The sequence below is a fragment of the Nonomuraea sp. NPDC050202 genome, from assembly GCF_040656115.1.
Lineage (GTDB): Bacteria > Actinomycetota > Actinomycetes > Streptosporangiales > Streptosporangiaceae > Nonomuraea.
In genome coordinates this window covers 20,787-42,631 of the sequence record NZ_JBFALF010000008.1, presented here as the reverse complement: position 1 = coordinate 42,631, position 21,845 = coordinate 20,787, and the positions used below count along the sequence as shown (strand labels likewise).

Sequence of the window (21,845 nt, the reverse complement as noted above, 5' to 3'; positions counted from 1 at the left end):
TCTACTGTGACCGGCCGGGGATGGCGGCGAGCAACTCCCGGGTGTAGTCGTCGGAGGGATGGTCGAAGATCTCCTGCGCGGTGCCGCTCTCCACGATCCGGCCGCCGCGCATGACGTGCACCGCGTGCGAGATCATCCGGACGACGGCCAGGTCGTGGCTGATGAACAGGTAGCTGAGCCCCAGCTCCCGCTGCAGCTCGGCCAGCAGCTCCAGGATCTGCGCCTGCACCAGCACGTCCAGCGCGGAGACGGCCTCGTCGAGCACGACCAGCTCCGGCGACAGGGCCAGGGCGCGGGCGATGGCCACCCGCTGGCGCTGTCCGCCGGACAGCTCGTGCGGCAGCCGCCCGGCCAGCGACGCGGGCAGCGCCACCTTCTCCAGCAGCTCGGCCGCCGCCTTCCGGCGCTCGGCCGCGGTGCCGACGCGGTGCACGCGCAGCGGCTCGGTGATCGACTTCTCCACCGTGTAGCGGGGGTCGAGCGAGGCGTACGGGTTCTGGAAGACCGGCTGGACCCGGCGGCGGAAGGCGAACAGGTCCTTCCTGCCCAGCGCGGTCAGGTCCGTGCCGTCGAAGCGGATGCCGCCCGCGGTCGGCGCGTCCAATCCGAGCAGCAGGTTCGCGGTCGTCGACTTGCCCGAGCCGGACTCGCCCACGATCGAGACGGTACAGCCGCGCGGGACGGCGAACGACACCCCGTCCACCGCCGTGAACTCCTCCCCGGTGCCCCTGATCGGGAACACCTTGCGCAGCCCCTCCACCACGACCAGGTCGGGCTCCTGCCGGGGCGGCTCGCTGACGCGTACGGACGACAGGCTCGGCACGGCCCGGAGCAGCCGCCTGGTGTACTCGTGCGCCGGGTCGGACAGGATCCCGGCCGCCGGGCCGGTCTCGACGATCTCGCCCTGGTACATGACGGCCACCACGTCCGCCCGCTCGGCCGCCAGCGCCAGGTCGTGCGTGATGAGGAAGACGGCCGTGCCCATCTCGGCGGTGAGCTGCCCGAGCTGGTCGAGGATGCGCCGCTGCACGGTCACGTCCAGGGCCGAGGTCGGCTCGTCGGCGATGAGCAGCCTGGGCCGGCAGGCGAGGCCCATGGCGATCAGCGCCCGCTGCCGCATGCCGCCGGAGAACTCGTGCGGGTACTGCCCGATGCGCCGCTCCGGGTCGGGGATGCCCACCATGTCCAGCAGCTCGACCACGCGGGCCCGCGCCGCCCTGCCCGTGGCCACGCCGTGCACCTCCAGCGCCTCGGCGATCTGGTCGCCGATGCGCATGAGCGGGTTGAGGTTCGACATGGGGTCCTGCGGCACCAGCCCGATGCCGGCGCCGCGGATCGCGGTCATCTCGCGCCGGCTCGCCCTGGCCAGGTCGCGGCCCTCGAACAGCACCTGCCCGCCGGTGATGCGGCCGTTGTCGGGCAGCAGCCGGTTCACCGCGGCGGCCGTGGTCGACTTGCCGGAGCCCGACTCGCCCACCACGGCGACCGTCTGGCCCGGCTGGATCTCCATCGAGACGTTCCTGACGACGGTGACGTCCCGCTTGCGGGTGCGGAAGGCGACCGAGAGGTCGCGGATCTCCAGGAGCGGGCTCATGCGGTCCCCGATCGGTGTGCGATGTCCTGCAGCAGGGCGGTCCAGAGGTCGTCGGTGGGCGTGGGCGTGCCCTCGACGAGCAGGCGGTTGCTCGCCAGCGCCAGCGCGATGTCGCGGCCCGGCACGAACCCGACCGCGCAGCCCACGTGGCCGGGGTGGCCGAGGACGGTGACGGTCTCGCCGGGCAGCTCCAGCGCGTACCTGCGGAAGCCCAGCGCCTGCTCCTGGTCGGGGCCGGGGGAGAGGAACTCGCGGACGACCTCCGGCCGCCACAGGTGGTCGTACTCCTCGTACCTGGACAGGGCCAGGCCGTACTTCAGCAGGTCGGGCACCGTCGAGAACAGGCCCGCGTGCCCCGCGACGCCGTCGAGGGCGTGGTAGGCGTTGCCGTCGGCGACCTCACCGAGCACCGGCTCGGTGCGCCAGCGGGCGAAGTCGCCGCTGCGGTAGGGCACCGGGTACGGGCGGCCGGTGTCGAGCATGGTCATCTCGACCCGGTCGTCCAGGGCGCTCATGGCCACCTCCGAGCCCGCCGGGCGGGCGTAGGTGGTGGAGGTCAGGCCCAGCGGCCGGGTGACCAGCTCGGCCAGCGCCCGGTCCAGGCGCAACCCCGTCACCTGCGCGACGATCCTGCCCAGCAGGATGAAGCCGAGGTCGGAGTAGTGGCGGGCGCGGCCGGGGCGGTAGCGGGGCGGGGGGAGCTGCGGCTGGATGTAGAGCGGCCACCACTCCCACAGGCCGCCGCGGTGCAGCAGCAGGTCCCGCACGGTGATCGCCTCGTACGACTTCGGCAGGTACGCGCTCAGCGGCGCGTCCAGGTCCACCAGCCGGTCGGACACCAGGCGGATGAGCATCGTGGTGGTGGCCACCACCTTGGTCACCGAGGCGAGGTCGTGGTAGGTGTCCATGGTCATCGGCGCCGCCCCGCCGCCCTCCCCGGGCACGGTCCGGTGGCCGGTGCACTCGTCGAGGTCGAACCACGGGGTGCGGGCCGCCATGATCAGGCCGGGTGGCGCGTTCATGCCAGCCTCAGGGCTCGTGGCGGGGTGGTGACCGGCGCGGGCAGGACGAGCGGCCCGGCGCCCGGGGTCAGCGTGCCCAGGATGCGGGCGCTCGCGGCCCCCGTCCCGCCGGGCACCGTGCCGGGCAGGCCGTGCGCGGTGAGCCAGCCGATCAGCGCGAACGCGATCGCCTCCTTGTCGTCGGCGGGCGCGCCGAAGTCGTCGGACGGCGACACGCTCACGCCGGGCAGCGCGGCCCGCAGCCCCTCCATGACGACGGGGTTGCGGCATCCGCCGCCCGAGACGACCAGCGCGCCGACCTCGGCGGCCCGCACGTCGTGCGCGACGGTGCGTACGGTCAGCTCGGTCAGCGTCGCCACCAGGTCCGCGTCCCCGACCGTCACCCCGACCGTCACCCCGGCCCTGGCCAGGGCGGACTCCACGTACGCCAGGTGGAACAGCTCCTTGCCCGTGCTCTTGGGCGCGGCCAGCCGGTAGTACGGCTCGTCCAGCAGCACCTCCAGCAGCCGCTCGTGGACCCGCCCGGACGCGGCGATCCGCCCGTCCTCGTCGAACCCGCGCGGATGCAGCCCGCGGCTCGTCACCACGGCGTCGATCAGCGCGTTGGCGGGCCCGATGTCGTAGGCGTACAGGGTGTCGCCGCGCACCACGGTCATGTTCGCGATGCCGCCCAGGTTGAGCGCCCCGGCCCCGCTCTCGTACGCGCCGAGCAGCAGCCCGTCCAGCACGGACACCAGCGGCGCCCCGTGCCCGCCGGCCGTGATGTCCCTGATCCGCACGTCGGACAGCACGGGCGCGCCGGTCCGCTCGGCGATCCAGGCGGGCTGCCCGATCTGCAGGGTGCCGAGCGCGTGCGCGCCCTCCACCCAGTGGTAGACGGTCTGCCCGTGCGAGACGACCAGGTCGACGGGCCCGCCCGCCTCGATCGCCACGGCGGCGGCACCGGCGAAGCTCTGCCCGATGAGCGTGTCGAGCTCGCACACCTCCGCCAGCGTCGTCGGCGCGGGCGGCATCGCCGCGATCAGCCGCGCCCGCAGCTCCGCCGGGTACGGCGTGCTCGCCGTGTGCAGGACCCGGCCTTCGAGCACGCTCCCGACCAGCTCGAAGTCCACCACGGCGACGTCGATCCCGTCGTGCGAGGTGCCGGAGATCATCCCGAGAACCTTCATGACAGCTCCCCCAGAGCCGCGCGCAGCCGCCCGCCGGCCGCGGCCAGCCGGGCCTCCGCGTCCTGCGGCGACAGCTCGAAGCGGGCGGCCACGACCGCCTGCTTGACGTTGAACCCGTTCGCGTCCAGGGCCGCCAGCGCCTCCTCGCGCCCGCTCCCGGTGATCGTCCGCACCATGCGCACGGCCCGCTCGCGCAGCTTGCCGTTGCTGGCCTTCACATCGACCATGAGGTTGCCGTACGTCTTGCCCAGCCGCACCATCACGATCGTCGAGAACATGTTGAGCACCAGCTTCTGCGCCGTGCCCGCCTTGAGCCGGGTGGAGCCGCTGATCACCTCGGGCCCGACCAGCACCTCGACGGCGTGCTCGGCCGCCGCGCTGAGCGGCGTGCCCGCGTTGCACGACAGCCCCACGGTCAGCGCGCCGAGCTCGCGCGCCCGCCGCACGGCGGCCAGCACGTACGGGGTGCGCCCGCTGGAGGCCACGCCCACCACGGTGTCCAGCGGCCCGATCCGGGCGGCGTCCACCGCGGCGGCCCCGGCCTCCTCGTCGTCCTCGGCCCCCTCGCAGGGGGAGACGATCGCGCTCTCGCCGCCCGCGATGATCGCGAAGACCTGCTCGGGCGGCGTGGAGAACGTCGGGGGGCACTCGGAGGCGTCCAGCACGCCCAGCCGTCCCGGCGTGCCCGCGCCCACGTAGACGAGCCGGCCGCCGGCCTCCATGCGCGCGGCCGTGGCCTCGATCGCCGCCGTGATGCTCGGCAGCGTCGCGGCCACGGCGGCGGGCACTGTGGCGTCGGCCGCGTTCATGGTCGCGGCCAGGTCGCCCACGCTCATCGTGTCGATGCCGGCGAAGCGCGGATCGGCCGACTCCGTGGTCAGTTCTGAGAGATTCACCGGCTACCTCGGTTCCGGGGGTCGAGAGTGTCACGCAGGCCGTCGCCGAGCAGGTTCAGCCCCACCACCAGCAGCACGACGACCACGCCTGGCGCGATCAGCGTCCACGGCGCGATGAACACCAGACTGCGCGCCTCGAAGATCATCGAGCCGAGCGACGGCGCCGGCGGCGGGGTGCCCAGGCCCAGGAAGCTCAGCGACGCCTCGGTCAGCACCGCCCACGACAGCGACAGCGCCACCTGGACGACGATGATCGAGGTGATGTTCGGCAGCACGTGGCGGAGCATGATCTGCCAGCGGCTCTGGCCGGTGGAGACGGCCGCCTTCACGTACTCGATCTCTCTGAGCGAGAGCACCGGGCCGCGCGTGACGCGGATGAAGATCGGCACGTACACGATGGCGATGGCCACCGCGATCGTGAACCAGTTGCGGTCCAGCACCGAGGCCAGCGACAGCGCCAGCAGCAGCGGCGGGAACGCGAACAGCACGTTCGTCACCCCGCCGATCGCGCCGTCGGCCAGGCCGCGGTAGAAGCCGGACACCAGCCCGCCGAGCGTGCCGACCACGGTCGCGAACGCCACCGCGACCACCGCGATCAGCGCCGAGTTGCCGACCCCGGAGGCCACGCGGGAGAACACGTCCCGCCCGAACTGGTCGGTGCCGAACAGGTGCTCGCCCGACGGGGCCTGGAACCGGGACGGCGGATGTTGCGCGATCGGGTCGTACGGCAGCAGCCCCAGGTACGACAGCACCGCCACGACCGCCAGCAGCCCCAGGATCACGATGCCCGTCACCGCCGCGGGACTGCGCCTCATGACGCCCTCACCCGCGGATCGATCACCCGGTAGAGCAGGTCGGTCAGCAGGTTGACCAGCACGAACGCCAGCGCGATCACCAGCACCGTGCTCTGCACCACCGCGTACTCCTTCTGCTGGATGCCCAGCAGCACCTGCCGCCCGATGCCGGGCACGGAGAAGATCTGCTCGACCACGACCGCCCCGCCCAGCAGGTAGCCGAACTGCAGCCCGGTCATGGTCACGATCGGCACGAGCGCGTTGCCCAGCACGTGCCGCGCCTGGAGCCGCCGCTCCGGCACGCCCTTGGCGCGGGCGGTGCGCACGAAGTCGTTCGAGCGCACCTCCAGGACGGCGGTGCGGGTGGTGCGCAGGATCGGCGCCGCGATGCCGAAGCCCAGCACCAGCGCGGGCAGCAGCATCTGCTGCAGGTTGAGCAGCGGGTCCTCGGCGAGCGTGGCGAAGCCCTGCCCGTTGGGGTTGAACCCGAACGACGCCGCGAAGATCGACAGCAGCGTCGTGGCCAGCAGGAACGCCGGGATCGACAGCCCCGCCAGGCTCACGACCTGGCCGGCGGCGTCCCTGGCGGAGTTCGTCCGGGAGGCGGCCAGCATGCCGAGCGGCACGCCGATCAGCAGCGCCAGCACGATCGACAGCACGGCCAGCTCGAACGTCACCGGCAGCGCGTGCAGGGTCAGCTCCAGCACGCTCTGCTGGGAGCGGGCCGAGTAGCCGAAGTTGCCGGTGAACATGTTGCCCAGCCACGAGAAGAACTGCGTGACCAGCGGCTGGTCCAGCCCGTAGTACTGCTCGAGGGCCTGCCGCTGAGCCGGGGTGAGCGCGGCGGCCTCCGTGCCCAGCCCGGCCGTGATCTGGTCGCCGGGCAGGGCGCGCAGCATGACGAAGACGACCACGGCCACCCCGAACAGGATGCCGATCGTCTCCGCCACGCGCCGCAGCGGCCGGTTGCGCAGCAGCCTCATCCGACGGAGGTGGTCCGCAGGTACTGCAGCGAACCGCTGGCCATCGGCACGAAGCCGGTCACGTTCGCCGTCGTCGCGGTGTAGGTGTAGCCCGAGAACAGCCAGATCCAGGCGGCGTTGGCCTCCAGGTGCTCGCCGGCCTTGTCGTAGATCGCCTTGCGCGCGGCCTGGTCGGTCGTCGCCTTGCCCTGCGCGAACAGCTCGTCCAGCTCGGGGGAGCTGTAGCCGGCGACCTTGTTCAGGTTGCCCTTGCTGGTGAAGTAGCGGCCGTAGGAGCCGTCCGGGTCGGGCCGCCCGCCGTTGAGCGCGACGGCCGCGTCGAAGTCGGCCGCCACCCAGCGGTCCACGAACGCGCCCGACTCGAGCACCTCCAGCTCCAGGTTGATCTTCGCCTCGGCGAGCTGGGCCTTGAGGTTCTGGGCCTCGTTGACGGAGGTGGCGTACTCGCCCTGGGACACGATCGTCTTGACCGTCACGCCGCCGGACTTGCCGGCCTTGCCGAGGTACTCGGCGGCCTTGGCCAGGTCGCGGTTCGGGCAGGGGCGCCTGTTCGGGTCCGACTTGAACGCCGGGGCGGTGATCGGCCCGGTCACCTCGCCCTCGCCGAGCGCGGCGGTGTCGAGCACCTGCTTGCGGTCAATCGCGCACTGCATCGCCAGGCGCACGTTGACGTCCTTGAGCTCGCCGCGCTGCGCGTTGAGCTGGAGCACGTGGTAGTTGAGCTGCGGGGTCTTGGCCACGGTGATCGTGCCGCCGCCCTCGGCGGTCTGCGCGACGAGCGGGTCGTTGAAGACCGCGAGCTGCACGTTGCCCGACTGCATGGCCGACACGATGGACGATTCGTCGGGGATCACCCGGAACTCGACGGCGGCGGACTTCGGCTTCTCCGCGCCCCAGTACTTGTCGTTCCTGGTGAGCGTGATCGACTGGCTGGCCACCCGCTTGCCCAGCGTGAACGGTCCCGTGCCGTTGGGCGTGGCGTTCAGCTTCTCCTCGGTGTCGTCGGAGGAGAGCATGGCCATGTTGACCGTGGCGAGGTTGGCGGGCAGCGCGGCGTCGGGGCCGGTCAGCTCCAGCACCACCGTGCTCGCGTCGGGGGCCTCGACGGACTTCACCGACGCCAGCGACGCCCGGGCGACGGCCGCCGTCTTCTCGTCCATGATCTTGTCGAGGGAGTACTTGACGTCCTTGGAGTCGAACGCGCTGCCGTCGGCGAACGTGACGCCCTGCCGGAGCTTGAGCGTCAGCTTCTTGCCGTCGTCCGAGGGCTCCCAGGACTCGGCGAGGCCGGGGACCACGTTCAGGTCCTTGTCGAACTCGGTGAGCGTGCCGTACAGGTTCTGCAGCACGTTGACGGCCGTGAACTGGGTGGCCTTCCAGGGGAAGAGCGTGTCGGGGTCGGAGGTCACGCCGACCACCAGCGTGCCGCCCCCCTGACCGGCCGGGTTGCTGCTGGGGGCTGGCCCGGAGGAGGACGAACAGGCGGTGAGGGCGAGGGACAACGCGGCGGCGAGGCCGGCCGCGGAGAAGGCGCCACGGGGCATGTGGTCTCCTTCGGGCAGTAGGTCATAAAATTACGCAGACCCTACCACCGGGGTATTTTCTTTCCAGCGACGGGGTGACGATGACCGAGGACGCCGAGACGCTGCTGATCCGCATCCGCGCGGCCATGCCCGCCCTGCGGCCGTCGGAGCGGCGCATCGCCGAGCTGTTCGCCGGCGACCCGGGGAGCGCCGCCAACCTGTCCATCGCCGAGCTGGCCGCCCGCTGCGAGACCTCGACGACCTCCGTGGTGCGCTTCTACCAGCGCATGGGCTACGCCCACTACAAACACTTCCGCATCGACCTGACCAGGGCCGTGGCCAGGGAGGAGCTGGCCGCCGCCAGCCTGCCGGAGGTGTCGGGCGACATCGACAGGAACGACAGCCTGGAGGGCATCGTCTCCAAGGTCGCGATGAACGAGACGCTCTCCATCGCCGACACGGCCCGCATGCTGGACATGGAGGCGCTGGGCGAGGCGGTGGCCCGGCTGCTGGCCGCGCGCCGGATCGACACCTTCGGCGTGGGGGCGAGCGCGCTGGTCGGGCTCGACCTGCAGCAGAAGCTGTCACGCATCGGCCGCACCGCGATCAACTGGCACGACTCCCACTCGGCGTGGACCTCGGCGGCCACGCTCGACCCCGGCTGCGTGGCGGTGGCCGTCTCGCACAGCGGCGCCACCGTGGACACCGTCGAGTTCCTCGCCATCGCGCGCAAGACCGGGGCCGCGACCGTGGCGATCACGAACTTCCGCGAGTCGCCGCTGGCCCGCGCCGCCGACGTGACGCTCACGACGGCGGCGCGGGAGACCAGGTTCCGCTCCGGCGCGCTGGGCAGCCGCATCGCCCAGCTCATGGTGGTGGACTGCCTGTTCACCGGGGTCGCGCAGGCCTCCTACGACGCGTCGATGGAGGCGCTGCGCAACACGTACGCGGTGGTGCACGACCGGCGGGTCAAGCGGCCCTAGGGGCGCTGGACCGTCTCGCAGTCGAGGTTCACGTTGTCGCGCGCCCCGGCGTCCACGACGGCCACGTCGGTGCCCTCGCCGCAGGAGGACCGCAGGTCGCTGGTGCCGTCCCGCAGGTCGATCACGTCGTTGCCGCGGCCCGCGGACAGCGTGTCCACGCCGTTGCCGCCGGTGAGCCTGTTGTTCAGGTCGTCGCCGGTGAGCGTGTCGCCGAAGGAGCCGCCGACGACGTTCTCGGTCTGGACGTTGTCCTCGTCGGCGGGGCGGGCGCCGTCGGCCTCGCGCCCGTCGTTGTGACGGAAGTCCAGGCTGACGCGGACGCCGTCGTTCCCGTTCGGGCCGGTGGCCGGCACGCCCTGGTAGTCGGCGGTGTCCTCGCCGGGGCCGCCGGAGTACAGGATCCGGCTGGTCGCCGCGCCCACGGTGCCCTTGGACTGGCCGGGGCGGAAGACGTCGTTGCCGCCGTCGCCCTCGACGTAGCCCTGCAGCGGGACGAGCGAGGTGAACCTGTCGGCGCCCTCGCCGAGCCGGGCGAGGATCCGCGTGATGCCGGCCGAGCAGCGCACGGTGGTGAGGTCGCCGGGGGCCGGGACGCAGCCGGCGCCGGGCGTGATGGTCACCGAGTCGCTGATCCGCAGCACGTCGGTGCCCGGCTCCAGCGTGATCAGGACCCTGTTGGCGTCGGCCGAGCCGGTGTAGTCGAGCTGGAGCAGGCCGCCGCTGACCGCCCGTACCGAGGCGGACGAGGTGCCCGCCGCCGCCGCGTGACCGGTCGCGGGGAGCGCGGCGAGCGCGCCGATGGCGAGGCCGCCGAGTAACGAAAGGTGCATGGCTCGACGCTTGAGCGTGGACATGACTCCTCCTCATGGAGAGATTGAAACTTTGACTGCTCCATGGTGGACCGGAACTTTGTTCTGCTCTGCGTCTTTGTGCACGGATGATCTGTCTTCCTCGCAACATCTTCACAGGCCGGATTCACCTGCGGTTCACTGGGCGGCCCTACCTTGTAGCCCCATGAACTGGAGGTACCGGGCCAACGCCACCCTTGAGGGCCTGACGGGATACACGCTGTCGCGCAAACTACGGAAGGAGCCGCCCAAACCGCCGCCCCCGCCCAAGGTTCCGCTGGAGTTGCAGCGGCTGCCGGGTGACAAGGTCCGCCCGCCCGCCGATCCCGCGCACGACCGGCTGCTGCGCGAGCCGGCCTTCCTGCTGTCGTCCGTACGGTCCGGCTCCACGCTGCTGCGCGTCATGCTCAACAGCCACTCCCGGATCCACTCGCCGATCGAGACGCACTTCAGGCGGGTGACGGTGGGACTGGGCACCGACCCCGTACGCCAGGCCATGGAGCTGCTCGGCCACACCCACAGCGACATCGAGCACCTGGTGTGGGACCGGCTGCTGCACCGCGAGCTGACCCGCAGCGGCAAGACGATCATGTGCGAGAAGACGCCCAGCAACGTCTTCGTCTGGCGGCGCATCGCCACCTGCTGGCCGGACGCGCGCTTCATCTTCCTGCTGCGCCACCCGATGTCGATCGTGCAGTCCTGGCACGAGGCCGACCCGGTCAAGCGGCCCATGAGCGAGGCCGTGCCGCGCACGCTCAACTACATGAAGTACCTGGAGGAGGCCCGTACCCACCTGGAGGGGCTGACCGTGCGGTACGAGGAGCTGACCGCCGACCCCGAGGGCCAGCTCCGCCGGATCTGCCTGTTCCTGGGCGTGGAGTTCGAGCCCGTCATGCTGGAGTACGGCAAGAAGGACCACGGCGGCTTCGTCAAGGGTATCGGCGACTGGCGCGACAAGATCCGCAGCGGCACCGTCGTCGCCGGCCGGCCCCTGCCGACCCCCGGCGAGATCCCCGTTGAGCTGCACGACATCTGCCGGACATGGGAATATCTCGCCTGACAGGCGGCTCACCGCATCGGTTGCCACTCTGTGACAGAGTTCGCCTGCGATTTGCCCGCCATTCGCCCAAGGCTCCGATATGTTGCCGTTCGTGATCAACGGGCCTTCGCGCCGAGCTTTACTCGCCGGTACCTTCGCCGGCCTCGCCCTGCCCGCGGCGGTGTCGACCGCACTGCCCGCGCAGGCCGAGGCCCCCGCACGTCGTGGCAGCCTGCCCAGGCGGCCGAACATCCTGCTCATCCTGGCCGACGACCTGGGCTGGGGGGAGATAGGCAGCAACGGGCAGCGCATGATCCACACCCCGAACCTGGACCGGCTGGCGGCCGAGGGCGTGCAGTTCAAGGCCGCGTACGCGGGGGCGCCGCTCTGCGCGCCGTCACGCTGCTCGCTGCTCACCGGCCTGCACGCCGGACACAGCACCGTGCGGGAGAACCCGGAGGGCGGGCCGCAGCACTCGCTCACCGACGCGGACCTCACCTTCGCCGAGGTGCTGCAACTGTCCGGGTACCGCACCGCCTGCATCGGCAAGTGGGGCTTCGGCCCCGAGGAGCCCGGCCAGGCCTCGCACCCGAACATGCGCGGCTTCGACGAGTTCTTCGGCTACATCGGCCACAGGCACGCGCACCAGTACTACCCCAAGTACCTCTGGCACAACGGGCAGAAGGTGCAGCTCGACGGCAGCCAGTACGCGCCGCACCTGTTCAGGCAGCGGGCCGTCGAGTTCATCAACGCCGGCGGCGACCAGCCGTTCCTGCTCTACTTCGCCAGCACGCTGCCGCACTCGCCGAGCGTCATCCCCGGCGACGCCGGTGAGTACGAGGACAAGCCGTGGAGCGGTCCGAACCGCCGCCACGCCGCCCAGGTGGCCAGGCTTGACACCGACGTCGCCGCGCTGATCAGGTCCCTGCGTGACGCGGGCCTGGCCAAGGACACCCTCGTGCTGTTCACCAGCGACAACGGGCCGCACAGGGAGAAGGGCGTCACGCCCTGGCTGTTCGACTCCAACGGCCCCTACCGGGCCGACAAGCGCGACGTGTACGAGGGCGGCATCCGCGTGCCGCTGATCGCCTGGTCGCCGGGGCTGCGCCCGCGGGTGGAGCGGCAGCCCGTGGCGTCCTGGGACATCCTGCCGACGCTGGCCGACCTGGCGGACACGCCCGTCCCCGCCAACCTCGACGGCCTGTCCTTCCGCGGCCTGCTCACCGGCGAGGGCGCGCCCAGGCACACCCACCTCGTCTGGAACCGGCCGCGCAAGGCCCAGGCTATCCGCCGGGGCCGGTGGAAGCTGGTCAGGTTCGACCCGAACATCGCCGGCGCCGGGCCCGAGGGCCGCATCGAGCTGTACGACCTGACCAAGGACCCGGGGGAGCGCCGCGACCTCGCCGCCGCCAGGCCCCAGATCACCCAGGAGCTGATGGAGCTGCTCGACAGCTCGATCGGGGAGGACCCGCGCCTGCCGTACGGGCTGCGCACCGAGCTCACCGGCGGGCAGGTCGTGGTCACCCTGCACAACGGCTCCGCCGTGCCCTGGACCCAGGTCGAGCTCGGCCTCGACGGCAAACGCAAGGCGCGGGCGCACACGGTCGCCCGCGTGGACCCCGGGATGGCCATCTCGGTCGGCTTCCCCGCGCCGTCCACCGGGCGGATCACGGCACGGGCCGGCTTCCGGGCGAGCGGCCGCTCGCACGTCTTCCGCCAGGCCCACCGGGACGTGGAGGCGCCGATCACGCTGACCAGCCAGTGATCACCGGCTGATCACGCCCTGTCCTGCGAGGCGACCGGCCGCGGCGCGCTGTGTCCGGTCGCCGAGCCGTCGGCGGCCACGGCGGTGGTCACGGCGGCGGACCTGGGCGGCGCCTCGGCGGGAGCGGAGCGCGGCGTCCAGGGCCGCTCCATCGCCAGCAGGAACGCCATGGTCAGCAGCACCACAGCGGTCAGGATCAGGAAATATCGCAACACCCGGCGGAACATGCTCCGAGCGTTCCCGGCCCCCTGTTTCCCCGGCGTTAACCGAAGCCCCGCATGGAACCCTCACCACGACGGCACCTCACTCTAGTGACGAAGAGTGATGACATCGCTACCGAAAGTTGACACTCTGATAGCGAGGACATTCCTGCGAGGAGAGGAACACATGAATCTGGTCACCCGTGCGGAGTGGCACGCCAAGAAGCCGACCAGCGACTACGTCCGGCTGTCCGCCACCCAGGGCATCAAGATCCACTACACGGGCGGGAAGGTGCCCGCCGACCTCGCCGACTCCGGCAACCACGACCGCTGCGTCGACCTGGTCCAGGACATCCAGCGCATGCACATGTCGGGGGGCCGCGGCGAGAAGTACATCGACCTGGGCTACAACATGGTGTGCTGCCCCCACCGGCGCACGTTCATGGGCCGCGGCCCCCACGCCCTGCCGGCCGCCAACGGCGCGGGCCTCAACTCCGGCCATTACGCGGTGCTCGCCCTGGTCGGCAGCTCGGGGCTGACGGAGCCGAACGACGACCTGCTCAACGCCCTGGTCGACGCCATCGAGTACCTCCGCGAGCACGGCGACGCGGGCCGCGAGGTCAAGGGCCACCGCGACGGCTACGACACCTCCTGCCCCGGCGACCCCCTCTACCGCTGGCTCCGCGACGGCGCCGAACGCCCCTGACCCCGGCGCGGGCGCCGGCCCGCGCTCAGGACCGGCGGCTCAGGATGGGCGGCTCAGGGGCGGGCGGCTCAGGGCAGGCAGCCGACGTGCGCCAGGGCCTGCTTCAGCAGTACACCCTGCCCGCCGGCCATCTCCTCCTGCACCATCGGCGAGGCCGCCTCCTCCGGCGTGAACCACACCAGGTCGAGCGCGTCCTGCCGGGGCCGGCAGTCACCCGCGACGGGCACGATGTAGGCCAGCGAGACGGCATGCTGGCGCGGATCGTGGTAGGGCGTGACGCCGGGCGTGGGGAAGTACTCGGCGACGGTGAACGGCTGCGGGGAGATCGGGATGCGGGGCAGCGCCACGGGCCCGAGGTCCTTCTCCAGGTGCCGCAGCAGCGCGTCGCGGATCCGCTCGTGGTGGAGCACCCGCCCCGAGACCAACGCCCGGCTGACCGTGCCGTCCGGCAACATGCGAAGCAGCAGGCCGACGCGGGTGACCACGCCGGTGTCATCGACGCGCACCGGCACGGCGTCGATGTAGAGGATCGGCATCCGGCCCCGCACCGATTCCAGTTCTTCCGGTGCGAGCCAAGCAGGCGTGGTTTCGGTCTTTTCGGTCATCTGCTGATCGTACGGCGCGAGAGGTCAGCGGTGGGCCAGAGACCGGTCAGGAGGCGTGCGCCCGGCCACCCAGGACGCCGTGCAGATGAACAGCACGATGCCGACGAACGGCAGATACTCCACGATCTTGCGCTTCATGTCAGGTCACGCTCCGCTCTCGCCTGTGCCAGCCGCCTGCGCTGCGGCTGGACGGTGTGCTTGGGGTCGTTGGCCGACTCCATGCCGGCCCGGAAGATCCCGAACCTGGTGCAGGCCGACCCGGCCAGCAGGGCGGCGCCCGCCGCGACGGCCGCGACCCTGCTGCGCCGGCCCACGCTCGCCCCGGCCAGCGCGCCGGCCAGCGACAGCGCCTCGCCGAGCCGCAGCAGCCTGCTGCGCTTGAGCGGCTCGGCCAGCGGCCCCAGCCGCCGCTCCATCCGGGCCGCCGCCGCCACCTCCACCGCCGCGCCCAGCAGCGCCGCCCGCCGCGCCGGGCCCGCCTCCGACAGCGGCGCGGCCAGCATGCCGAGCCCGCCCGCCGACGCCGCCGCCGACCCGGCGAACAGGAACGGCATCTCCCGGTACGCCTCGTGCCAGACCGGCACGGCGGTGTCGCAGATCAGCGCCGCCGTGTACGTGGCCACCGCGGGGCCCGCGATCCCGGCACCCACGGTGGCGGCGCGGCCGAGGCCGGGGAACAGCCCCGTGACGTCGGTGGCCGCGGCGGCGCCGGCGTGCGGGCCGTACACGCTGAGGATCCACGTGCCGACGCTCATCGGCGAGGTCACCTTGAACACCCGCAACATGTTCACGAAGCGCTCGGGGCGGCCCAGGTCGTGGATCAGCGCGTAGAGCGAGCCGCCCAGCGCGCCCAGCGCCCCCACCTTGGCCGCCCTGGCCAGGCGCGGGCGGCCGGTCAGCTCGGCGGCGGCGGCCAGCGTGGACGACGCGCCCGCCAGGCCGCCCAGGAACAGGTAACCGGCGATGTCGGGCGCCTGCCAGGTCGGCTCGTTCAGCACCGGCCGCCCGTAGTAGGAGTCGAAGGTGGCCTTGGGCACCATGAGCCGCTCGCGCCTGCGGCCCGCCGAGCCCGGCGTGGCCTGGCGCTCGCCGCGCAGCTCCGGCGAGCCGTCCATCCGCACATCGGTCTGGCTCATCGCCGCCTCCACGCCGTCGCCGCCACCCCGGCGAGCAGGGCCACCGCCGCCACCCCCACGTGCCTCCACATCGACGGCAGGTCCCTGGTCGTCACCACCGGATCGGGCGGCAGGCCGTACACCTCGGGCTCGTCCAGCAGCAGGAAGAACGCGCCCATCCCGCCCACGCCGTCGTCCGGGTCGTGCCCGTACAGGCGGGCGGAGCCCACCCCGGCCGCGCGCACCTGCTCCAGCCGCCGCTCGGCCCGCTCGCGCAGCTCGTCCAGGTCGCCGAACTGGATGGAGTCGGTCGGGCACGTCTTGGCGCAGGCCGGCTCCTCGCCGGCGCCCAGCCGGTCGTAGCACATCGTGCACTTGGCCGCCGTGCCGCTGGTCTCCCGCTTGCCGATCACCCCGAACGGGCACGCGGGCACGCAGTAGCCGCAGCCGTTGCAGATGTCCTCCTGCACCACGACCGTGCCGTACTCGGTGCGGAACAGCGACCCCGTCGGGCACACGTCCAGGCAGGCCGCGTGCGTGCAGTGCTTGCACACGTCGGAGGCCATCAGCCAGCGGAAGTCCAGCTCGCCCACCCCGGGCTCCTGGTGACCCAGGGGCCGCCGCTGCTCGACGAACGCCACGTGCCGCCAGGTGTCGGCGCTCAGCTTCATCGTGTTGTCGTACGACCAGCCGGTGAAGGTCAGGCCGTCGTCGGGGACGTGGTTCCACTCCTTGCACGCCACCTCGCACGCCTTGCAGCCGATGCAGATGCTGGTGTCGGTGAAGAACCCCACCCGGCCGCTGTCGCCGAGCCGCTCGTCCAGGTCGAAGGCCATCACGCCTCCATTCCGGTGTCGGCGCCCACGCCGGCGCGCCGCTGGTAGGCCCGCACCAGCTCGGGCAGCGCCGGGCCGCGCGGCCGCCGGCCCGGGCGGATGTCCGCCGACAGGGCCTTGACCTCCTGGATGTGCGAGTTCGGGTCCAGCGAGATCGACGACAGCTCGTTGGCCGCGTCGCCCCTGGCCAGCCCGTTCGGGCCGAAGTGGAACGGCAGCCCGATCTGGTGCAGCGTGCGCCCGTCGAGGTGCAGCGACGGGATGCGGTCGGTGACCAGCACCCTGGCCTCGATGGCGTTGCGTGCGGTGACGATCGTCGCCCAGTCGCCGTGCACCAGCCCCCGCTCGGCCGCCAGCGCGGGCGAGACCTCGCAGAACATCTCCGGCTGCAGCTCCGCCAGGTACGGCGTGAACCGGCTCATGCCGCCCGCTGTGAAGTGCTCGGTCAGCCGGTACGTCGTCACCACGTACGGGTAGACCGACGCCCCCGGCTCGTCCCCGCTCGGCTGGTACCGGTTGTGCTCGTGCGGGTAGAGCTTGCGCACCGGGTTGCGCTGCCGCCCGTACAGCGGGTTGGCCACCGGCGAGTCCTGCGGCTCGTAGTGCGTGGGCAGCGGCCCGTCCACCACCCCTGCGGGCGCGAACAGCCAGCCCTTGCCGTCGGCCTGCATGATGAACGGGTCGATCCCCGACAGCGCCGCCACCCCCGAGGCGTCGGGCGGCGGCCGGTAGCCGGGGCTCTTGCCGGCCTCGAAGTCGGGCACGTCGTGCCCCGTCCACGTGCCCGCCTCGGCGTCCCACCAGACCAGCCGCTTGCGCTCGCTCCACGGGCTGCCGTCGGGCCTGGCCGAGGCGCGGTTGTAGAGGATGCGCCGGTTCGCCGGCCACGCCCACGCCCACTCGGCGGCAATCCAGTCCTGCTCGGCGGCGGGCTTGCGGCGGGCGGCCTGGTTGACGCCGTCCTTGCGGACGCCGCAGTAGATCCAGCAGCCGCAGGCCGTGGAGCCGTCGTCCTTCAGCTCCGCGTAGCCGGACAGGGGCCGGCCGCCGGCGTCCCAGCCGTTGATCTCGGCCAGCACCGCCTCCGCCGACGGCTCGGCCGTCTCGCCGCTCACCGGGTAGTCCCACGTCAGGTCGAGCACGGGCGCGTCGATCGGGTCCTGCGAGCCGGCCAGCTTCTCGCGGACGATGCGGCCCAGGTGGTACATGAACCACAGGTCGCTGCGGGCGTCGCCCTGCGGCTCGACGGCCCGGTGGTGCCACTGCAGCAGCCGGTTGGTGTTGGTGAAGCTGCCGTCCTTCTCGGTGTGGCAGGCCGCGGGCAGGAAGAACACCTCGGTACGGATGTCGGCGGTCCTCAGCTCGCCGGTCTCGATCTCCGGGCCGTCCTTCCACCAGGTGGCGCTCTCGATCAGGTTGAGGTCGCGCACGACCAGCCAGTCGAGGTTGGCCATGCCCAGCCGCTGCATCCTCGCGTTGGCCGAGCCGACCGCCGGGTTCTCGCCGAGCAGCAGGTAGCCCTTGCAGGTGCCGTCGAGCTGTGCCAGCACCGTGTCGTACGTGCTGTGCGAGCCTGTCAGGCGCGGCAGCCAGCCGAACCGGTAGTCGTTGTCCGGCTGCGCGGAATCGCCCCACCACGCCTTGAGCAGGCTGATCAGGTAGGCCGGCATGTTGGCCCAGAAGCCCCGGTGCGGCGCGTCGCCCTGCAGGAAGTCGCGCAGCCGCTCGTTCTCGTGCGCGTGCGGCATCGGGATGTAGCCGGGCAGCAGGTTGAACAGCGTCGGGATGTCGCTGGAGCCCTGGATGCTGGCGTGGCCGCGCAGCGCCTGGATCCCGCCGCCGGGCCGGCCGATGTTGCCCAGGAGCAGTTGCAGGATGCAGGCCGCCCGGATGAACTGGGAGCCGTCACTGTGCTGGGTCCAGCCGACCGCGTACACGAACTCGGCCGTCCTGTCCGGTCCCGAGTTCTCCGTCAGGTGGCGGCACACCTCCTCGAACAGGTGCCGCGGCACCCCGCACACCCGCTCGACCATCTCCGGCGTGTAGCGGGCGTAGTGGCGGCGCAGCACCTGCAGCACGCAGCGCGGATGGCGCAGCGTCTCGTCCCGGTGCGCCTGGCCGTCCAGCGGCGCCCCGGTGCCGCCCTGCACCTCGGAGCGGCCGGGCGGGGAGCCGCCCGCCCGCTTCCGGTACTCCTGGTCCCGCTCGCCCGAGGCGGCGACCGTCGTCATGCCCTCGTACTGCCAGGAGCCCACGTCGTACGAGCGGCCCTCGGCGTCGAAGCCGGAGAACAGGCCGTCCAGGTCCTCGGCGTCGCGGTAGTCCTCGCGCAGGATCGTGGCCGCGTTGGTGTAGTTGACCACGTACTCGTGGAAGTACAGCTCGTTCTCCAGCACGTGGTTGATGATCGCGCCGAGGAAGGCCACGTCGGAGCCGGCCCGGATGGGCACGTGCAGGTCGGCCAGCGCGCTCGTGCGGGTGAAGCGCGGATCCACGTGGATGACCACCGCGCCGCGCGCCTTGGCCTCCATCACCCACTGGAAGCCCACGGGATGCGCCTCGGCGAAGTTGGAGCCCTCGATGATCACGCAGTCGGCGTGCTGGAGGTCCTGCATGAACGTGGTCGCGCCGCCCCGCCCGAACGACGTGCCGAGCCCCACCACGGTCGAGCTGTGGCAGACGCGGGCCTGGTTCTCGATCTGCACCACGCCGAGCGCTGTCAGCAGCTTCTTGATGAGGTAGTTCTCCTCGTTGTCCAGCGTGGCGCCGCCCAGGCTGGCGATGCCCATGGTCCTGGCGGTGCGCAGGCCGTCCCGCTCCTGCTCCCACGTCTCGCGCCGGGTCGCGATGATCCGGTCGGCGATCATGTCCATCGCCGTGGCCAGGTCGATCTCGTGCCAGTCGGCCGCGCCCGGCGGCCGGTGGAGCGCCTGGTACTGGCGGCGGGAGTCGGTGGTGAGCTGGAGGCTGGCCGCGCCCTTCGGGCACAGCCGGCCGCGGCTGATGGGGGAGTCGGGGTCGCCCTCGATCTGGACGACCTTCTCGTCCCGCACGAACACGTTCTGGGCGCAGCCCACCGCGCAGTACGGGCACACCGACTTCACCACCCGGTCGGCCGTGGCCGTACGCGCCCGCAGCTCGGCCGTCTTCGCCGATCTCGCCGCCGGGCCCCGCGCCGTCCGGTCCGCCCCCGTGAGCTGCCGCAGCAGCGGCCACCCGAACTCCATGACACCCCCCGATGCCCCCGGCCCGAGTCCTGCCCTGGACAGGCCGGGGGAAAACCGGCAGGTCAGAACGCCCTGGAGGCCGCCTCGTCCCAGGCGGCACGGTCGCCGGACGGCTCGTAGCGGCGCAGCGGCTGCGAGGAGGCGACCAGCGCGCGCATCTCCCCGAGATCCGACACCAGCCCGGCCGCCCGCGCCTGCACCAGCACGTTGCCGAACGTGGTGGCCTCCCCGGGCCCCGCCACCACCGGCAGCCCGCAGGCGTCGGCGGTGAACTGGCACAGCAGCTCGTTGCGCGAGCCGCCGCCCACCAGGTGGACGACCTCGACGTCGCGGCCCGACAGCTCCATCGCCTGCCGCACGGCCAGCCGGTGCCCGAGCGCCAGGCTCTCCAGCACGCATCGCACGTACGCGGCGGGGGAGGCGGGCGGGCGCTGGCCGGTGCGGCGGCACTCGGCGGCGATCCTGGCCGGCATGTCGCCCGGCGGCAGGAAGGCGGGCTCGTCCGGGTTCACCACGGCGGCGAACGGCCGCTCGGCCGCCGCGGCCTTCAGCAGGTCGCCCAGGTCGGCGCCCGGCCAGGCGCGCAGGCACTCCTGCAGCAGCCACAGGCCCATGACGTTGCGCAGGTAGCGGACGGTGCCGTCGATGCCGGCCTCGTTGGTGAAGTTCGCGGCGCGGCTCCCGCGGGTGAGCACCGGGCCGGGCAGCTCCACCCCGGCCAGCGACCAGGTGCCGCACGAGACGTAGGCGAACGCGGAGCCGGTGGCGGGCACCGCGGCCACCGCCGAGGCGGTGTCGTGCGAGCCGACCGCGCGGACGGGCGCCGACCAGCCGATCTCCCCGGCCACGTCCCTGCGCAGGCCGCCGACCAGGTCACCGGGCTGCCGCAGCGGCGGGAAGAGGCCCGCCGGCAGGCCGAGCTGCTTGATCAGCGGTAACGCCCACTCGCGCGTGCGCACGTCGAGCAGGCCCGTCGTGGAGGCGTTGGTCACCTCGGCGCCGAGCTCGCCGGTCAGCCAGTAGCCGATCAGGTCGGGGACGAGCAGCATCGTGGCCGCGTCGCCGAGCCGCCGCTCCGTCAGGAGCTGGTAGACCGTGTTGAACGGCAGGACCTGCAGCCCGGACACGTCGTACAGGGTCTCCGCGCCGACCGTCCCGGCCACCCGCTCCGCCACGCCGGCCGTGCGGTCGTCGCGGTAGTGCACGGGGTTGCCCAGCATGGCGCCCGACTCGTCGAGCAGCGCGTAGTCCACCGCCCACGAGTCCACGCCGATGGAGGAGACCGGGCCCGCCGCGCGCAACCCGGTGAGGATCTCGCGGTAGAGGCCGAGGATGTCCCAGTAGAGGTGGTCGGCGACGCGTACCGGGCCGTTCGGGAAGCGGTGCGCCTCGGTCAGGCTCAGCCCGTCGGACAGGTCGGCCAGCATCACCCGGCCACTGGAGGCGCCGAGGTCGACGGCGGCGAAACGGCGGCTCATTGGGTGGACTCCCTGGCGACGAGCTCCGGCTGGAACATGATGTGCTGGTGCGCGTGCGTGTCGGGGTTGTCGCACTCGTCCAGCAGCAGCTCGGTGGCGATGCGGCCGAGCTGGTACGTGGGCTGGCGCATCGAGCTGAGCGACACGGTGGAGGCGGCGGCGAAGTCGATGTCGTCGTACCCCATCAGCGCCACCTCCTCGGGCACCCGCACCCCCGAGCGGAGCAGGGCGCGCAGCACGCCCAGCGCGAGCAGGTCGTTGGCGCAGAAGACGGCCTCGGGCAGGCCCTCGGCGATCAGGTCGGCGGCGGCCTTCTCGCCCGCGCGGGCCGTCATCGTGGCGGCCTCGGCCACCCGCAGGTCGTCGGGGTCGAGCCCGGCCGCGCGCATCGCGACCTTGGCGCCCTCGCGCCGCTCCACGCACTGGCGGATGGTCAGCGGGCCCGTCACGTACGCGACGGTGCGCGCGCCCTTGGACAGCAGGTGCGCCACGGCGGCCCGGCCGCCCGCGACGTCGTCCACGGCCACCGCGCACTGGTCGGGCCGGTGCGCGGGATGGTCCACCAGCACCACGCTGATGCCGTGCTCGCGCAGCCGGTCGAGCCTGGCGGGGTCCTCGCCCGAGGGAGTGATCAGCACGCCGCGCACCCGGTGCTCGGCCAGCACCCGCAGGTTGCGGTCCTCCTTGTCCTGCGACCCGGCGGAGTTGCCGAGGATCACGGCGTACCCCAGCTCGCTGACGACGTCCTCGACCCCGGCGGCTACCTCGGTGAAGAACGGGTTGCCGATGTCGATCACGCTCAGGCCGATCGTCCTGCTGTGCCCCGCGCGCAGCGTCGAGGCGGAGCCGTGACGGACGAACCCCAGCTCGCTGATGGCCGCCTCCACCCGCTCGCGCGTCGCGGGGGCGACTTTGCCGGGCCGGTTCAGTACGTTGGAGACCGTGCCCGGGGAGACGCCGGCGTGCGCGGCGACGTCCTTGATGCTGACCATGGCCATGAAGCTAAATTAAAACGTACTAACGGACAGCGCGCCAGTCGCGGCACCGGTGGGACCGCAAATC

Annotated in this window: 19 protein-coding genes; 4 read left to right on the top strand and 15 right to left on the bottom strand. The window is 72.3% G+C overall.

Features of this window, described 5'->3' with window-relative positions:
- Position 1: 1 nt before the first annotated feature.
- Genes AB0I79_RS22930 through AB0I79_RS22900 form a run of 7 tightly spaced genes read right to left on the bottom strand, consistent with a single transcriptional unit; the run spans position 2 to position 8,002 of the window.
- Entirely contained in the window at positions 2–1,594 is a 1,593-nt protein-coding gene (locus AB0I79_RS22930; protein ID WP_357876050.1) for an ABC transporter ATP-binding protein, read from the bottom strand.
- Positions 1,591–2,616: a serine hydrolase domain-containing protein gene (locus AB0I79_RS22925; RefSeq protein WP_357876048.1), complete on the bottom strand. Its 1,026-nt coding sequence runs from the start codon at positions 2,614–2,616 to the stop codon at positions 1,591–1,593. Before AB0I79_RS22925 ends, AB0I79_RS22930 begins: the two co-directional genes overlap by 4 nt.
- Complete coding sequence (locus tag AB0I79_RS22920; protein ID WP_357876046.1) at positions 2,613–3,785, bottom strand: anhydro-N-acetylmuramic acid kinase; 1,173 nt, start codon at positions 3,783–3,785, stop codon at positions 2,613–2,615. The genes AB0I79_RS22925 and AB0I79_RS22920 overlap by 4 nt, the downstream gene beginning before the upstream one ends.
- Positions 3,782–4,681: an N-acetylmuramic acid 6-phosphate etherase gene (murQ, locus tag AB0I79_RS22915; RefSeq protein ID WP_357876044.1), complete on the bottom strand. Its 900-nt coding sequence runs from the start codon at positions 4,679–4,681 to the stop codon at positions 3,782–3,784. The genes AB0I79_RS22920 and murQ overlap by 4 nt, the downstream gene beginning before the upstream one ends.
- Complete coding sequence (locus tag AB0I79_RS22910; RefSeq protein ID WP_357876042.1) at positions 4,678–5,496, bottom strand: ABC transporter permease; 819 nt, start codon at positions 5,494–5,496, stop codon at positions 4,678–4,680. Before AB0I79_RS22910 ends, murQ begins: the two co-directional genes overlap by 4 nt.
- Positions 5,493–6,458 carry an ABC transporter permease gene (locus AB0I79_RS22905; RefSeq protein WP_357876040.1) on the bottom strand — a complete coding sequence of 322 codons (966 nt, stop codon included), beginning with the start codon at positions 6,456–6,458 and terminating at the stop codon, positions 5,493–5,495. Before AB0I79_RS22905 ends, AB0I79_RS22910 begins: the two co-directional genes overlap by 4 nt.
- A complete protein-coding gene (locus tag AB0I79_RS22900; RefSeq protein ID WP_357876038.1) occupies positions 6,455–8,002 on the bottom strand; it encodes an ABC transporter substrate-binding protein in 1,548 nt (515 codons plus the stop codon). The genes AB0I79_RS22905 and AB0I79_RS22900 overlap by 4 nt, the downstream gene beginning before the upstream one ends.
- A gap of 80 nt (positions 8,003–8,082) precedes the next feature.
- Between AB0I79_RS22900 and AB0I79_RS22895 the strand changes: the two genes are divergently transcribed.
- The gene (locus AB0I79_RS22895; RefSeq protein ID WP_357876036.1) at positions 8,083–8,964 is read left to right on the top strand and encodes a MurR/RpiR family transcriptional regulator; all 882 of its coding nucleotides are present in this window, start codon (positions 8,083–8,085) and stop codon (positions 8,962–8,964) included.
- On the opposite strand, the gene AB0I79_RS22890 is transcribed toward AB0I79_RS22895, so the two are convergent.
- Positions 8,961–9,794, bottom strand: a complete 834-nt coding sequence (locus AB0I79_RS22890; protein WP_357876034.1) for a hypothetical protein — start codon at positions 9,792–9,794, stop codon at positions 8,961–8,963. The two genes, AB0I79_RS22895 and AB0I79_RS22890, sit on opposite strands and share 4 nt — an antisense overlap.
- Positions 9,795–9,978: 184 nt before the next feature.
- On the opposite strand from AB0I79_RS22890, the gene AB0I79_RS22885 reads away from it, so the two are divergent.
- Together AB0I79_RS22885 and AB0I79_RS22880 are read left to right on the top strand one after the other, a co-directional pair.
- Positions 9,979–10,872 (top strand): sulfotransferase, encoded by an 894-nt coding sequence (locus AB0I79_RS22885; protein ID WP_357876032.1) that lies wholly within the window; start codon positions 9,979–9,981, stop codon positions 10,870–10,872.
- Positions 10,873–10,963: 91 nt separating this feature from the next.
- On the top strand, positions 10,964–12,616 hold the full coding sequence (locus tag AB0I79_RS22880) for an arylsulfatase (RefSeq protein ID WP_357876030.1): 1,653 nt from the start codon (positions 10,964–10,966) through the stop codon (positions 12,614–12,616).
- A gap of 11 nt (positions 12,617–12,627) precedes the next feature.
- Here AB0I79_RS22880 and AB0I79_RS22875 read toward each other — a convergent pair whose 3' ends face one another.
- Positions 12,628–12,843, bottom strand: a complete 216-nt coding sequence (locus AB0I79_RS22875; RefSeq protein WP_357876028.1) for a hypothetical protein — start codon at positions 12,841–12,843, stop codon at positions 12,628–12,630.
- A gap of 160 nt (positions 12,844–13,003) precedes the next feature.
- Between AB0I79_RS22875 and AB0I79_RS22870 the strand changes: the two genes are divergently transcribed.
- A complete protein-coding gene (locus AB0I79_RS22870; protein WP_357876026.1) occupies positions 13,004–13,522 on the top strand; it encodes a peptidoglycan recognition family protein in 519 nt (172 codons plus the stop codon).
- A 68-nt stretch (positions 13,523–13,590) separates the two neighbouring features.
- Here AB0I79_RS22870 and AB0I79_RS22865 read toward each other — a convergent pair whose 3' ends face one another.
- From AB0I79_RS22865 to AB0I79_RS22840, 6 genes are all read right to left on the bottom strand, one after another.
- Positions 13,591–14,127: an NUDIX hydrolase family protein gene (locus AB0I79_RS22865; protein WP_357876025.1), complete on the bottom strand. Its 537-nt coding sequence runs from the start codon at positions 14,125–14,127 to the stop codon at positions 13,591–13,593.
- 134 nt (positions 14,128–14,261) lie between these two features.
- Positions 14,262–15,263, bottom strand: a complete 1,002-nt coding sequence (gene nrfD / locus AB0I79_RS22860; RefSeq protein WP_357876023.1) for an NrfD/PsrC family molybdoenzyme membrane anchor subunit — start codon at positions 15,261–15,263, stop codon at positions 14,262–14,264.
- A complete protein-coding gene (locus AB0I79_RS22855; protein WP_357876021.1) occupies positions 15,260–16,078 on the bottom strand; it encodes a 4Fe-4S dicluster domain-containing protein in 819 nt (272 codons plus the stop codon). The genes nrfD and AB0I79_RS22855 overlap by 4 nt, the downstream gene beginning before the upstream one ends.
- Positions 16,078–19,305: a formate dehydrogenase gene (gene fdh, locus AB0I79_RS22850; RefSeq protein ID WP_357876019.1), complete on the bottom strand. Its 3,228-nt coding sequence runs from the start codon at positions 19,303–19,305 to the stop codon at positions 16,078–16,080. The genes AB0I79_RS22855 and fdh overlap by 1 nt, the downstream gene beginning before the upstream one ends.
- A 62-nt stretch (positions 19,306–19,367) precedes the next feature.
- Positions 19,368–20,783: a rhamnulokinase family protein gene (locus AB0I79_RS22845; protein WP_357876018.1), complete on the bottom strand. Its 1,416-nt coding sequence runs from the start codon at positions 20,781–20,783 to the stop codon at positions 19,368–19,370.
- Complete coding sequence (locus tag AB0I79_RS22840) at positions 20,780–21,781, bottom strand: LacI family DNA-binding transcriptional regulator (RefSeq protein ID WP_357876016.1); 1,002 nt, start codon at positions 21,779–21,781, stop codon at positions 20,780–20,782. Before AB0I79_RS22840 ends, AB0I79_RS22845 begins: the two co-directional genes overlap by 4 nt.
- Positions 21,782–21,845: the final 64 nt, after the last annotated feature.